Annotated in this window: 10 protein-coding genes and 1 pseudogene; 8 read left to right on the forward strand and 3 right to left on the reverse strand. The window is 47.3% G+C overall.

Annotation, left to right across the window (positions count from 1 at the left end):
• Positions 1 to 8: 8 nt before the first annotated feature.
• Positions 9 to 1,112: a GerAB/ArcD/ProY family transporter gene (locus tag ACQ5DJ_RS21285; protein WP_429844195.1), complete on the forward strand. Its 1,104-nt coding sequence runs from the start codon at positions 9 to 11 to the stop codon at positions 1,110 to 1,112.
• Positions 1,113 to 1,163: 51 nt separating this feature from the next.
• Here the strand turns inward: ACQ5DJ_RS21285 and ACQ5DJ_RS21290 are convergent, their stop codons facing one another.
• Both ACQ5DJ_RS21290 and ACQ5DJ_RS21295 read right to left on the reverse strand, forming a co-directional pair.
• Positions 1,164 to 1,628 (reverse strand): hypothetical protein, encoded by a 465-nt coding sequence (locus ACQ5DJ_RS21290; protein WP_429844196.1) that lies wholly within the window; start codon positions 1,626 to 1,628, stop codon positions 1,164 to 1,166.
• 182 nt (positions 1,629 to 1,810) lie between these two features.
• The gene (locus ACQ5DJ_RS21295) at positions 1,811 to 2,968 is read right to left on the reverse strand and encodes an iron-containing alcohol dehydrogenase (protein ID WP_429844197.1); all 1,158 of its coding nucleotides are present in this window, start codon (positions 2,966 to 2,968) and stop codon (positions 1,811 to 1,813) included.
• 337 nt (positions 2,969 to 3,305) lie between these two features.
• On the opposite strand from ACQ5DJ_RS21295, the pseudogene ftsE reads away from it, so the two are divergent.
• The 6 genes and pseudogenes from ftsE to ACQ5DJ_RS21325 all read left to right on the forward strand — a co-directional run bounded on the left by ftsE (position 3,306) and on the right by ACQ5DJ_RS21325 (position 10,877).
• A pseudogene (gene ftsE, locus ACQ5DJ_RS21300) lies at positions 3,306 to 3,991 on the forward strand (cell division ATP-binding protein FtsE).
• Entirely contained in the window at positions 3,981 to 4,877 is an 897-nt protein-coding gene (ftsX, locus tag ACQ5DJ_RS21305; protein ID WP_429844198.1) for a permease-like cell division protein FtsX, read from the forward strand. Before ftsE ends, ftsX begins: the two are co-directional and overlap by 11 nt.
• Before the next feature lie 27 nt (positions 4,878 to 4,904).
• A complete protein-coding gene (locus ACQ5DJ_RS21310) occupies positions 4,905 to 6,107 on the forward strand; it encodes a murein hydrolase activator EnvC family protein (protein WP_429844199.1) in 1,203 nt (400 codons plus the stop codon).
• A 92-nt stretch (positions 6,108 to 6,199) separates the two neighbouring features.
• Positions 6,200 to 7,669 (forward strand): S41 family peptidase, encoded by a 1,470-nt coding sequence (locus ACQ5DJ_RS21315; RefSeq protein WP_429844200.1) that lies wholly within the window; start codon positions 6,200 to 6,202, stop codon positions 7,667 to 7,669.
• 15 nt (positions 7,670 to 7,684) lie between these two features.
• Entirely contained in the window at positions 7,685 to 9,046 is a 1,362-nt protein-coding gene (locus ACQ5DJ_RS21320; RefSeq protein WP_429844201.1) for a PDZ domain-containing protein, read from the forward strand.
• A gap of 130 nt (positions 9,047 to 9,176) precedes the next feature.
• On the forward strand, positions 9,177 to 10,877 hold the full coding sequence (locus ACQ5DJ_RS21325) for a hypothetical protein (protein WP_429844202.1): 1,701 nt from the start codon (positions 9,177 to 9,179) through the stop codon (positions 10,875 to 10,877).
• Positions 10,878 to 10,941: 64 nt separating this feature from the next.
• Here ACQ5DJ_RS21325 and ACQ5DJ_RS21330 read toward each other — a convergent pair whose 3' ends face one another.
• Positions 10,942 to 11,874, reverse strand: coding sequence for a flagellar hook assembly protein FlgD (locus ACQ5DJ_RS21330; RefSeq protein ID WP_429844203.1), 933 nt, complete (start codon positions 11,872 to 11,874; stop codon positions 10,942 to 10,944).
• A 179-nt stretch (positions 11,875 to 12,053) separates the two neighbouring features.
• Here ACQ5DJ_RS21330 and uvrB point away from each other — a divergent pair, with 179 nt between their 5' ends.
• Complete coding sequence (gene uvrB / locus ACQ5DJ_RS21335) at positions 12,054 to 14,030, forward strand: excinuclease ABC subunit UvrB (RefSeq protein WP_429844204.1); 1,977 nt, start codon at positions 12,054 to 12,056, stop codon at positions 14,028 to 14,030.
• Positions 14,031 to 14,044: the final 14 nt, after the last annotated feature.

Genomic DNA, 14,044 nt, shown 5'->3' on the forward strand with positions numbered 1-14,044 from the left:
GAGCAATCATGCAAGAGAGCTACAAGATCAGTCCCCGTCAACTATTGATGCTCGTCACCCTTGTTACCATTGGGGACTCCGTTCTCGTCCTGCCTGGCATGACGGCTGCACTCGCTAAACAGGATGCGTGGATATCTGTCCTGATCGGGCTTGTGGTGGGACTGCTCAATATTGTCTTACTCATAGCAGTGGGGAAGCTTTATCGGAATCAAAGCTTTTTCACCTTCGTTGATCAAACCGTTGGGAGAGTATTAGGAACGATCATTACACTCTCGTTTATTAGCTATACGCTGTTTTCAGCAGGGGCGCATGTGATGGAAATTGGCGACTTTGTTGGCACGCATCTACTAGTTTCGACTCCAAGATTCGCGATACAGCTGTTGTTTGTCATTGTGATTATGTTTGGTGTGAGTTTGGGACTGCAAACAGTCGCTGAATCGGCAGAAATCTATTTTGTCTGGTTCTTTTTCTTTTTTGTTTTACTGATGATTACTCTGCTGCCACAGGCGGACATATCGAGAATTCAACCTGTATTTGAAAATGGGTGGAAGCCTATTTTGCAGGGAGCTACGGCGGCAATTGCCTTTCCTTATTCGGAGTTGGTGATTTTTATGGCGGTTCTTCCGTTTGTCTCGCCCATCCAAAAACGGATGAGATATTTTTTTCTGGGGACGTTGCTTGGGGGAATAGTGCTGTTCATCATCATGTTGATGTGCATCCTTGTTTTGGGGGCAGATCTGACTGCGCGGCATTTTTATCCAACCTATGTACTCATCAAACAGCTGAAGCTCGGGGATTTCATTCAGCGGCTAGAAGCGATTATCGCGGTGATCTGGTTTATCGCGGTAAGCGTCAAAATTACGCTGTATTGCCTGTTTTTTCATTTGGGCATCCGTCACGTCTTTCGAATCGACAATTTCAAGGTTCTAATCTTTCCGTACATCGTTTTGCTCATGGTGATGTCCACGATTTTCTCGCCCAATATTGTCGTCTTTGGCGACATCATTGCGAAGTACTGGCCATTCTATGATTTTACTTATAGCTTCGGTGTACCGTTGGTGCTTCTGTGTGGGTATGCCATTCGAAAAAGATTCCTAGGTCAAAAATCTTGATGGCTCGTCCACTTGAATTGGACGAGCCATCGTTAATTTGTCGAATTTATATTATTGGATAGATAAAGCATATCCGTTTGTGGTGTTACCTGTAGCACCAGATTTACTTACTCGGTCGATTAAAATATAGTATTTTTGCGCAGAAAAATACATGGTAACTGATTCTGCGCCACCTACGCCGTTTTTATTTGAAATAGATTCATCCAACACTTTGTTACGAGCTGCATCCCATATTTCAAATTTCAAATCCATATTGGAAGGAACGTTCAGTCTAATTGTTCTTGTACCACTTGTTTTCGGTTGAAAAGCAACGTAGTCTTCGTCATCAATATCCCAAATGTATCCTTGTGCGACATCCCCGATTCCTAGGACAAATCCATTTGCATCACGTTGACCCCATGTATTATTGCTTTGCTGATTTGTTTCACTTTCCCAATACGATGCAGCAAATACAGAGGACGCCACTGTTAAACTCAATACCAATGATGAAATACCGACTAGAAGCTTTTTCTTCATAAAAAACACTCCTTTTAACGGCTTTGTTTTACATTTTTCATAATATTTTAATTAAAAATGGTTGTAAATACAAATTTTAACATTATTCTTCAAAAAATGATAGATTATGTATCTGTTTTCAAAAAAGTAGAAGCAGCTGATTAGTATTTAATCAGTTGCTTCCAGAAGTTGATTTATAGGGATTACAAACTTAATCGAAGAATCTGTGCCACATCGTCACTCGTCAACGTCTTAAACTGACCGATCGGACCAAACGGAGTGGCTTTTTCGGCCATGAGTTGCAAGTGCTCGTCGGTGATGTCGTAATCAGCCAATCGGGTCGGGGCACCGATACGGGCAAAGAAAGCTTCTGTAGCAGCAATTCCTTCCAAGGCGATCTCATCATCTGTCTTGCCGGAAGGATCGACATTCCATACCTCTGTTGCGAAGCGCATGAAGCGAGGGACGTTTTCACGGTACACATAGCGCATCCATTTGGGGAAGATGATCGCCAGACCGCCACCGTGCGGGATGTCGTAAACAGCACTGACAGCATGCTCAATGGAGTGAGTTGCCCAGTCTGTTGTGACGCCAACCGGGAGAGTTCCGTTCAATGCCATTGTTCCGCAGTACAGGATGTTGGCGCGGGCATCGTAGTCTTCCGGATTGGTGAGGACGCGTTCTGCATTTTCGATGACGGTCTTCATGATCGACTCAGCAAAACGTGTTTGCAATGGAATTTCGGTTGTATGCGTGAAATACTGCTCGAATACATGGGACAAAATGTCGCTGATTCCGTAGATCGTTTGGTCGCGAGGTACGCTAAACGTATGCTCAGGATCCAGAATCGAAAAAGCGGGAGACGTCGTGCCAGCTCCATGCTTTTCTTGTGTCTCCCAGTTGGTGACGACACTTCCCCGGTTCATTTCAGAACCAGTAGCAGCAAGTGTCAGTACGGTACCGAGGGGGAGAGCTTCTTGTGCGACCGCTTTACGCGTATAAAAATCCCATACATCTCCCTCGTAAGGCACACCAATCGCGACTGCTTTGGCCGCGTCGATTACACTGCCTCCACCAACAGCGAGTATCCAATTGACGCCCTCTTGGCGGCATAGCTCAATTCCTTTATTCACGGTACTCAGACGTGGATTTGGCTCCACTCCTGCCAACTCATGCACGCGGCAGCCCGCAGACTGGAGGAGAGATATCACTTTGTCGTAGAGTCCGGTTCGTTTTATACTGCCACCACCATATACCAAAAGAACAGTGGGACCTAGCTGTCTTGCTTTTTCCTCGAGCTGGGCCAATTGACCCCGTCCAAAAATCAGCTGTATCGGGTTATGGTAAACAAAATTTTCCACGTTATATCCAGCTCCTTTTACATGAATGAACCTCTTGTCACACTCATTGTAGCCAACTGTTTTCCATGATGCTAGGCGGGAATGTGCAATCTTATTTTCTCCCTAATTCGTGACAGTTGTTAACAATCGAAGCTGTTTCGACAAGAAATGAGAGATTTAGTGGATACCATCCTTGAATCGTGGTGGTATAATGGATAAGATGGGAAATCCCGCTGTTTTTCAACAAGGTGTGGCAGCGGTTGCTAGTAGGTAGAGGGGTTTTGTCGATTTTATCATTAACAAAAAATCAGGATCAAGATACATAAAGAAGGATCTGACGAAGTAGGATGTGATTTGCTTGATCGAAATGTTCGATGTGTGGAAAACATACCCGAATGGTACGAATGCTTTGAAAGGTATCAACATTCGAATTGAGAAGGGTGAATTTGTGTACGTAGTAGGCCCCAGTGGAGCGGGTAAATCTACGTTTATCAAATTGATGTACCGTGAAGAGAAGCCGACGAAAGGACAAATATTTTTGGGTGGCTTCAATGTCAGCAGAATCAAAGAGCGTCAAATTCCATTAGTCCGCCGCAGTATCGGTGTTGTGTTCCAAGACTTCAAGCTGCTGCCGACATTGACTGTTTCGAAAACGTCGCATTTGCGATGGAAGTAATCGAGAGTAATCCCAAACAAATCAAGCCCCGTGTGATGGATGTTTTGGGCCTCGTAAAGCTCAAGCATAAAGCCAAAATGCTGCCAAACGAGCTGTCCGGCGGTGAGCAGCAACGTGTTGCCTTGGCGAGAGCGCTGGTGAATAGCCCGGGAATTATTATCGCGGACGAACCGACGGGAAATTTGGACCCAGAAACCTCTTGGGAAATCATGAGGCTATTTGAAGAAATCAATCAGCGAGGAACGACGGTCGTCATGGCGACCCACAACAGGGAAATTGTAAACACCATGAGAAAACGGGTAGTTGCGATCGAAGCAGGCCAAATCGCCCGTGATGAGCAGAGAGGGGAATACGGTTATGAAGATTAGGACGCTGGGGCGCCATGTCCGTGAAGGGGTCAAAAACCTCGGGCGGAACGGCTGGATGTCGTTCGCTTCTATTAGTGCCGTGACCATTACCCTCTTTATCTTGGGAGTTTTCCTCGTCCTGGCGATGAACGTCAATTACTTTGCACAATCCGTCGAAAAACAAGTGGAAATTCGCGTTTTCATGGACTTGCTGGCGACAAAAGAAAACATCACGCAGGTTGAGAATAATATCAAGAAACTTCCGCAAGTGGAGTCTGTTTCATTTATACCGAAAGACGAAGGGCTGAAGCAGTTTAAAGAGAGCCTTGGTGAAAAAGCGTACTTGTTTGAAGGCTTGGAGGAAAGCAATCCCCTGCCAGATGCATTTGCAGTAAAAACAAAACAACCACAGGACACTGCTACGGTGGCAACGCAAATCAAAAATTTCCAGTATGTCAAGAGCCTGACCTACGGGGAAGGCACTGTAGATAAGTTGTTTTCTTTGACCGAAGCAGTCCGTAATGTCGGGATTGCCTTTATTATCGGTCTCGGTTTTACAGCGATGTTCTTGATTGCCAACACGATTAAGCTGACGATTGTAGCACGTCGCAGAGAGATTGAAATCATGAAGCTGGTTGGGGCCACGAACTGGTTTATCCGTTGGCCATTCTTTGTGGAAGGGCTCTTGATGGGTGTGGCAGGGGCATTGATTCCGACGATTATGTTAACGGTTGGGTATTACTACCTCTTGGATGCCATTACCTCCAGCTTTGAAGCTTCCCAACTGTTTAAACTGTTGCCGCTATTCCCGCTCGTGTATCAAGTGGCGCTGGCTTTGCTAGCGATTGGTGCATTCATCGGGATTTGGGGAAGTTTGGTGTCTGTACGTCGCTTCTTGCGAGTTTAATAATTTGAAGAGCGTGGGAGGAGTAACATGAGAAAGAGAATCCTGCTAGCACTCGTAATCACTGGGCTTGTGGTCGGTACTGTGCTCCCGACAAATGTGAGCTTGGCAGCGCCTAGTAAGGCCTCTTTGGACAAGATTAATCGAGAGCTAAAAGAAATCCAAAAGAAGAAGAAAAGCCAGCAGCAGCAATTGAAGAAGACAGAAGAACAGATCAATGTTGTGCAAAAAGAGAAAAAAGGTTTGGAGACGCAATTGATGCAAATTGATTTGCGTCGCAACGATACACAGAAAAAGTTGGACAAGCTTGAGCAGCAAATGGACGATACCAAGGAAAAAGCAGCCAGCGCTCAGGATCATCTGGACGAAGCAAAAGACCGCGTAGCCAAAAGGGATGCCTTGCTCAGAACGCGTGTGACTTCCATGTATGAACGCGGTACGATCTCTTATTTGGATGTACTGCTCGGTTCCTCTGACTTTGGGGACTTTTTGACACGCATGCAGGCCTTGCAGCTTATTTTGGAGCAGGACACGCGTATTTTAGAGGATAACATTCGCGATAAGGAAACAATCGAGACCAAAAAGAAAGAAATTGATCATCAACTGACTGTGTACGCCGGGATGTTCGATGAGGCTGAGGAGCTTAAAGTCGAATTGGACAAGCAGTACAAGCAAAGTCTAGTGGTCAAGGCTGAACTGGATAAGAAAGAATCTGCGCTGGAAGTGGATTTGGAGCAATATGGACAGGAGCTTTTGGCTATCACGAAACAGGAAGCAGCCAAATACTCGGAACGAGTACGTGCGATGAGCGCTTCCGCTACAGGCTACAAGGGTGGAAAGTTTGCCTTGCCAGTCGCAAGTGGGCAATTCCGCTTCACTTCGGGCTTCGGAATGCGGAGTGATCCGTTTACAGGCCGCTCGGCTGGGCATAATGGTTTAGATATGGCAGCACGGAAAGGAACGCCAATTATGGCTGCGGCTGACGGAGTCGTTCTCTTTGCAGGATACAATGGCGGCTACGGGAATACAGTAATGATCAAGCATAACGCGGAATATACCACTCTGTACGGTCATATTCGTGAGGGTGGGATCAAGGTTTCTGTTGGGCAATCCGTATCGAGAGGTCAAAAGATCGCAGAGGTAGGATCAACAGGTCGCTCAACCGGGAATCATGTGCACTTTACCGTCTATAAAAATGACGTAGCAGTCAACCCAATGCCGTATTTGAAGTAGACCCTCGTGCGACCAGACAAATATTGTTAACGGAACATGCATAAACTAGCAGCATATCTTTTTCCGGTAGCACAAAGGATGGTGACGTAACAGTGAGATGGAAAGGACGTACCGTAATCGCGCTTGTACTCATCTCGATGGTAGCCAGCAGTTTTATTACGATGGCGATCATGAAGACATCGGCTAGCGCCAGTTCAAGTCAAGGTGGGGCTTTAACAGCATCTAGCATGGCGCTGTTTTCTGGGAGTGGAGATTATCCGAAAGAGTTCCAGAAGCTGTACGAGGCGTTTTCAACAATCAAGAAAGATTACATCCAAAATGTCACCAATGAGCAATTAGTAGAAGGTGCAATTGGCGGAATGGTCGGGTCGCTCGAAGATCCGTACAGTGATTACATGGACCCTCGTTCTGCTGAGGAGTTCACATCTACCCTACACTCGACTTTCCAAGGGATCGGGACAGAAGTAACGATGCAAAATGGTCGGGTAACGGTTGTTTCGCCATTCAAAAACTCTCCAGCGGAGCGTGCAGGGCTGCGACCAAACGACCAAATTTTGAGCGTAAATGATGAATCGCTTGAAGGATTGGACCTGCATCAGGCAGTGACGAAGATTCGCGGGCCTAAAGGTACAAAGGCGGTTCTCAAAGTAGTGAGAGCCGGAGTGCCAGAGCCTCTTACCATCGTGTGTGTACGTGACGATATTCCGATTGAGACGGTAAACAGTCAGATACTCGAGAAGAACGGTGTTAAAGTAGGCGTGATCAACATTACCCAATTCTCTACAGACACAGCTAAGCACTTCAAAGATCAGCTGGCTGCTCTCGAGCAGAAGGGGATTGGCGGTCTGGTTATTGACGTTAGGGGCAATCCGGGCGGATATTTGTTAGCTGTGAAAGAGATCGGAGAAATCCTCGTACCGAATAAAGGCAAGATCGTGCAAATCGAGTATGGAAATGGCGGGCAGCAAAAAGAAGAGTACTTCTCGACTACTGAAGCTGCTAAGCCTTATCCAATCTCGGTACTGATTAATGGCGGAAGTGCCAGTGCCTCGGAGATTTTGGCAGGTGCCATGCGTGATAACGGCAGCTACAAGCTGGTCGGTGAGAAGACCTTTGGTAAGGGAACCGTTCAGAGTACAATGGAAATGAACGACAAGAGCCAATTGAAGCTGACGATTGCCAAGTGGGTCACGCCGAAGGGCGAATGGGTCCATAAAAAAGGCATTACGCCAGACTTTGCAGTCAAGCAACCGGACTATTTCAACGCAACTCTGTTGCCGGCAGATAAAGTATTGCAGCGCGACATGGCTGGTACTGACGTGAAAAACCTGCAGCTCATCCTGAAGGGCTTGAATCTGTCCACAGGGCGAGAAGATGGCTATTTTGATGAAAAGACAGAGGAAGCAATCAAGCAGTTCCAAACCTCCAACAAGCTTGAGGTAACTGGCAAAGTAGACGCGAAGACACGCTCTTCGCTGGAAGAAAGTCTCCGTAAAAAGATGACGAAGCCAGAGAATGACCTGCAATTGCAAAAAGCTCTGGAAGTAGTCACGGGCAAGTAATCAATAATCAAGAAAATGGAAGAAGGTAATTCCCTGCTTTCCGTAGAAATGATAACCACGGCAAATCAAATGCCGTGGTTTTTCTTTCTTTTAGTTGAGGTGAGGCAATTGGCGATACAGGCAGATATGCTTACCATTGCATATGGCTTTGCCGCATTTTTTATCAATCCTGTTTTCTATCTCTTTCTGGTTTTTATTTATTTGCATTATCGCAGACAGATGAACCTGGAAAGACAGCTTTTTTCTGCACGCATTCAGTCACCCTTGCTCTCGACGATACGGGCTGTAGGGATGGGCTTGGTGGGAGGATTACTTATTTCTCTTCTTAGTGCAGGACTCGGCGTGGTTGTGCAAGCACAGGATTTGTGGATACTATGGGGATTGGCGCTCATCTTGGCGCTGATTCGTTTACGGTTTCTCTGTTTCGCATATGCTGCAGGGATTTTGGCGATTTTACACGCGATCACACAGGTCATTCCACCAGTTACGGATGTTCCTGGATTGAGCTATGTCTGGGAAATGATTCGTCAGGCAAAACCTTTGCCGTTGCTTGCGTTAGTTGCGATCATGCATCTGATTGAAGCGATGCTCGTACGCTGGAATGGCGGGCGGGACGCTTCTCCGCTATTCGTGGAAGGGCAGCGTGGGCGGATTGTCGGTGCCTATTTGCTTCATTCTTTTTGGCTGACGCCAGCCGTGCTGTTCGTACAAATGGAGCCAGGTGCTATCAGTGGTGCGTTGTATCCGGGTTGGCCGTTCTTTTCGCCGGAAGCCGCTTCATTCGGACTGATGCTTTTGCCGACGGTGACCGGATTCTCCGATATGACGCAAACGATGACACCTTATAGAAAGGCAACGCAGGTTGCGAAAAATTTGACGCTGTATGCGATTGGTTTGTTGGGGTTATGTGCTCTGGCTGTATGGTTTTATCCGTTGATCTTGCTGGCTGCGATCTTTGCACTATTCGGTCATGAAGCGCTGTTTTTCTGGAGTCAGTATCAAGAAAGAAAGCGTTCGCCTTATTTCATCCAGTCTTCGCGTGGTGTAAAAGTAATGGGTGTCATTCCAGGGACGAGAGCAGAAGAAATCGGCATCACGCCAGGTGAGATTATCGTGAAAGTAAATGGCATTTCGGTGCGGGAAAAAGAAGATTTATATCCGGCGTTACAAGCCAATCCTGCCTTTTGCAAAATGGAAGTACTCACGCGTGAAGGCGAGCTGAAGTTCGTGCAGTGTGCGGTCTATGCGGGCAATCATCACCAACTGGGGATCATTGTGGTTCCGGATGCAAATACCCGTGCATTTGTTGATTTGAAACGCGCCAGTGTAGTCGAGCTGATCAAGCAAAAGCTGGAGAAGCTGAATGTAGGAGCATAAGGAAAGTTGGGGAGAAGGTATGCAGACAAAAATGCATACCTTCTTTTTTCTAGAAAAGCTTGTCCACTCGGTAACTTACTGGTGGCTGTTGCGTCTCAATGTAGGAGGAAAAAAGAGGGAGTGGGGTCCGGTGTTCAAGGTGAAAAGAACGGTCTCGTGGTTTTTGTCGGGTACTTTAGCTGCCGCCACAGTTTTTGCCGCCCCCTTATCAGGAGTAGGCGCAACGAGTCCTGCGACCGTAGCGCAGGCTCAATCGGTTGTGGCTGTGCCGATGCATGTGACGAAAGGTGTCCAAAAGCTAGTCAAGCTCTTACCGGAGCTGTCTTCGCGCTACGTCGTTTACGGTGGCGATGTGGATGGACCTGGTGTTAGCGGGGTGGTGGTCACGTTCGCACAGTCTGCTGCTGAGGCCGAATCGTCCATGGATGATGCGATTTTTGACGGACAGACAGGTGAGTTGCTCAGACTGAATCTTACCCCGAAAGCAGCAACAAAGCCTGCCTACCCGACTGAGCAGCAGGCCAAAACACGTGCGCTGGCTTTTGTCGCTGGTTTGCAGGGAACAGGTACAGGTAACACCTATCAAACGAGAGAGGTTTATAAAAATAAGGACCTATTGACGGTTAGACTGGTGCGAGTCCTGAATAATGTAGTGCTCGATGACGATTATGATTGTCTCGTCAGTTTTGATGCAGCGGGAAGAATCGTTTGGTTTTCCACGTTTGATGGCAGGCTATACGAAAAAGTAAGTCCCTCTTCACTCCCATCTCCGCAGCGCGTCATCTCCGCCGAACAAGCTGTACGAAAGTGGCAAGAAAGCCGTCCATTGGAACTCGTTTATTTATTGCCCATTCATAATCATAGCGACCAGGTGGAAGCAAAGCTCGCTTATGTCCTGAAAAATGGAATCATAACACAACAACATACAGGTAGTGCATTGGATGCCTTTAGTGGCAAACGATTAGTAACAAAGAATACCCGAGAGACTACCAACCCGTCTCAGACCATCAATGTGACTGGAACAGGTGAGAAGTGGGAAGCCCAAACAGAGTCGCAAGCACGTGATTTGTTACGCATATTGTTTAGAATCGAAACAGAAAAGCTGCCGCTATCCATCTACGAAGCGAGTTACGATGATGGTCCAGCTCTTCGTTATTTCATATGGGGAAATTTTGGTGAAGGGGTTCCCGATGCTGACAAGATATCTCGAATGGCTACGTTTCCTGAGGGAAGCAGTAACGGGGAGCAGCATCATCTCCTTGTGACAGATGCGAAAACTGGTGAACTGCTTGAATTTTCCACAAAGGTGAACAATCCGCAATGGTCTAACGTGAAAACGGATAAGAAGCGGGATCGGATGGAAGCGGATAAGCTTTTGAGAAGACTGGCTCCGTCTGGAGGCAATCAGATACAAGTAACGGAGGATGGAGATGAAAGGTACACCTTCATCGTTGCTGATCCCCTTGTGAACGGTCTTCCGGTTTATGGGAACAATCAGAGTGTGGAGAATGGGATGTATACGATTCGGATCGATTCATGGACGGGTGCATGGGAGCAGGTAAGCATAAACAAACCGGCCAGTGTCAAATACCCGGCACGTTCCCAAGCGCTTAAAGAACAAGTGGCCATGACCCGTTTACTGCAAACCTTTCCACTTGAGCTGACCTACATCCACCAACCAGATTACAAGAAAGGCACGATTACCTGGAAGCTCGGTTATGACCTTTCGTTCCGTCAAACTCGCTCGCATTGCTTTTGCGGGGGAGAATTTAAAGTAGATGATACGTTTTATGTGGATGCGAGAACCGGAAAAGTGATCGTAAACGAATAGGAACCTGAAGAAGAAAAAGCCGCCTTCTCCGATTTCGAAGAGGTGCGGCTTTTTGTATTGGATTCTAGGCAGTTGCTTCGAATCCTGTGATTTGATTGAGACTGACTTTCTTATCATCCTGGAGGACGAATTCAACTACTCCGTTTTTCATGCTGACAGCCTTTACCACTCCGGTAAGAGGAGTATTGGTAGAGGTGCCGTCTGGATTCGTTTGGGACTGGTTGTACGTGATGTTGTAGCCGATCATTTGCGCGTAGGCAAGGGAGTTGCCCATGGTTCTGTTTTCAGGCTTCACCGTCATGCCTACGATTTCTTCGGCTTTTACGGTTGATCCATTATCCAGTTGGAACTGTGCTGTACCGTTTTTGGTGGTAAAGCCAGTGATGACGCCATTCAAGATTTCATCAACCTTGGAAATGTCATTTGTGGTATCTGGATTGCCATCGCGGTCGACTTCCTTGGTTACTTTATAGGAAATCTCTCGACCGATCATTTCCATGTACTTCACGCTGTTATCGAGCGTATTACCAGCCAGACCTTGCGATTCCAGTCCGGAGACGTCTGCCAGCGGAATCGGTGTCGATTCGCCTGCGATACGGAAGTAGATTTTGCCTTGATCCATGTAGACGGCGTCAAGTACGCCTTCTTTCCGCTCCGTCGAAGTTTCTCCCGTCATCTCATCTTTTTTGGTAATAGAATACGAAGCTGTACGACCTACCAGCTTTTCATACTTTTCCAAAGTGACCATGCTGTTGTTCGATTGCTCCATCAGCGTGGTCATTTTTGTGATTTTTTCTACCATGGTCAGCATACTTGTTTGCTGGATGAACTGAGAGTTGTCCATTGGGGACATAGGGTCTTGATGCTTTAACTGCTCCAGCATGAGCTTCATAAAGGCATTTTGGTCCAGCTCGGTGGTGAATTCTTTTTTGCCTTTATAGCTCATATGCGGTTGTATATAAGGATTATTTTTAACGGTTGTTCCGGTATCTGACATGTCAATCCTCCCTAAAGGTGGCGAGTCTATCTGCGCATGTTTGTACTTCCTTCATCTATATCGGAGAAATTGGTGGAAAGATGAAGACAAACGTTTGTTCGAATTTTGGGCTTAAACTAGCCGGAATTGTGTTATAATGGAAGTAGAAACAGTCATGCTATGAGGAGATGAACGAGGGAATGGAGCGTTTTGAATTGGTATCGGAGTTTCAACCGTCCGGTGACCAGCCGACCGCCATTGCCGAGCTGGTGGCAGGGTTACAGGCTGGCAAGCGACACCAGACATTGCTGGGTGCGACGGGAACGGGAAAGACTTATACGGCTGCCCAGGTAATTGCTCAGGTGAACAGGCCAACACTCGTGATGGCACACAACAAAACTCTGGCAGCTCAGCTTTGTGCAGAGTTTAAGGAGTTTTTCCCGAACAACGCGGTGGAATACTTCGTCAGCTACTACGATTACTATCAACCCGAAGCGTACATTCCCCAATCGGATACGTTTATTGAAAAAGACTCGAGCATTAACGACGAGATCGACAAGCTCCGTCACTCGGCTACCAGTGCTTTGTTTGAACGCCGAGATGTCATCATTGTTGCCTCCGTCTCCTGCATTTACGGATTGGGTTCGCCTGAAGAGTATCGGGAGTTGCTCTTGTCTTTACGTGTTGGCATGGAAACAGGACGGGACGAGATTTTGCATCGTTTGGTCGATATCCAGTACACACGCAATGACATCAACTTTACCCGCGGTACATTCAGGGTGCGAGGCGACGTGGTGGAGATTTTCCCTGCCTCTGAAAGTGAGCAGGCGATTCGCGTCGAGTTTTTTGGTGATGAAATTGAACGGATTACTTCCATTGATATACTGACCGGTGAGATTTTGGGACAGCGTGATCACGTTGCCATTTTCCCTAAATCTCACTACGTGACGCGCGAGGAGAAAATGAAGCTGGCTGTCCAAAGCATCGAGGCCGAGCTGGAAGAAAGACTGAAAGAATTCCGTGATGCGGGCAAGCTCTTGGAAGCACAGCGATTAGAGCAACGTACACGGTATGATATTGAGATGATGATGGAGATGGGCTTTTGCTCCGGTATTGAAAACTACTCGCGCCATTTGACAGGACTGTCTGCCGGGCATGCTCCGTATACCTTGTTGGATTACTTCCCAGAAGATTTTATCGTCATGATGGATGAGTCGCATATGACCTTGCCGCAGGTTCGGGGGATGTATAACGGTGACCGCGCACGGAAGGATGTACTGGTCGAGCACGGATTCCGTCTGCCTTCTGCACGCGATAACCGCCCACTCAAGTTCGAGGAGTTTGAAGGAAAGCTGAAACAAGCGATCTACATTTCAGCTACGCCTGGACTTTATGAGCTGGAGCACAGCCCGGAAATGGTGCAGCAGGTGATTCGTCCGACAGGCTTGATCGACCCAACGGTTACGGTACGTCCGATCAAGGGACAGATCGACGATTTGATTGGCGAAATTCAATCTACGATTGCGAAAAATGAGCGGGTTCTCATCACGACGCTGACGAAGAAAATGTCTGAGGATTTGACGGACTATCTGAAAGAAATCGGAATCAAGGTCCGCTATCTTCACTCGGATATTAAAACGATCGAGCGGATGCAGATTTTACGTTCATTGCGCTTGGGTGAGTTTGACGTGCTAGTCGGGATCAATCTCTTGCGGGAAGGCTTGGACTTGCCGGAAGTATCGCTTGTGGCGATTTTGGATGCAGACAAGGAAGGCTTCCTGCGCAATGAGCGTTCGCTGATTCAGACGATTGGTCGGGCTGCGCGGAACTCAGAGGGACGCGTTATCATGTACGCGGACAAAATGACAGATTCGATGACCTCTGCGATTCGTGAGACAGAGCGTCGTCGTTCTATTCAGATGGCGTACAATGAAGAGCACGGCATCACACCACAAACCGTGAAAAAGTCAGTCCGCGAAGTGATCGAGGCGACCAAGGTAGCGGAGGAAAAAGCAGATTACTTGCCACATGCAGACTTCAAAAAAATGCCGAAGAAGGATCGAGTGGCTGTCATAGAACGTATGGAAGAAGAAATGAAGGAAGCGGCACGCAACCTCATGTTCGAGCGTGCGGCCGAATTGCGTGATTTGATTCTTGAGCTGAAGGCGGAACTCTAAGGAGAGGTTTTTTT

Source organism: Brevibacillus sp. FIR094, assembly GCF_050477165.1.
Classification (GTDB): domain Bacteria; phylum Bacillota; class Bacilli; order Brevibacillales; family Brevibacillaceae; genus Brevibacillus.

Bases quoted from the DNA above. Each gene is read 5' to 3' on its own strand.
- ACQ5DJ_RS21285 (WP_429844195.1), top strand. From the start codon at position 9: ATGCAAGAGAGCTACAAGATCAGTCCCCGTCAACTATTGATGCTCGTC.
- ACQ5DJ_RS21320 (WP_429844201.1), top strand. From the start codon at position 7,685: ATGGAAGAAGGTAATTCCCTGCTTTCCGTAGAAATGATAACCACGGCA.
- ACQ5DJ_RS21290 (WP_429844196.1), bottom strand. From the start codon at position 1,628: ATGAAGAAAAAGCTTCTAGTCGGTATTTCATCATTGGTATTGAGTTTA.
- ftsX (WP_429844198.1), top strand. From the start codon at position 3,981: ATGAAGATTAGGACGCTGGGGCGCCATGTCCGTGAAGGGGTCAAAAAC.
- uvrB (WP_429844204.1), top strand. From the start codon at position 12,054: ATGGAGCGTTTTGAATTGGTATCGGAGTTTCAACCGTCCGGTGACCAG.
- ACQ5DJ_RS21330 (WP_429844203.1), bottom strand. From the start codon at position 11,874: ATGTCAGATACCGGAACAACCGTTAAAAATAATCCTTATATACAACCG.
- ACQ5DJ_RS21310 (WP_429844199.1), top strand. From the start codon at position 4,905: ATGAGAAAGAGAATCCTGCTAGCACTCGTAATCACTGGGCTTGTGGTC.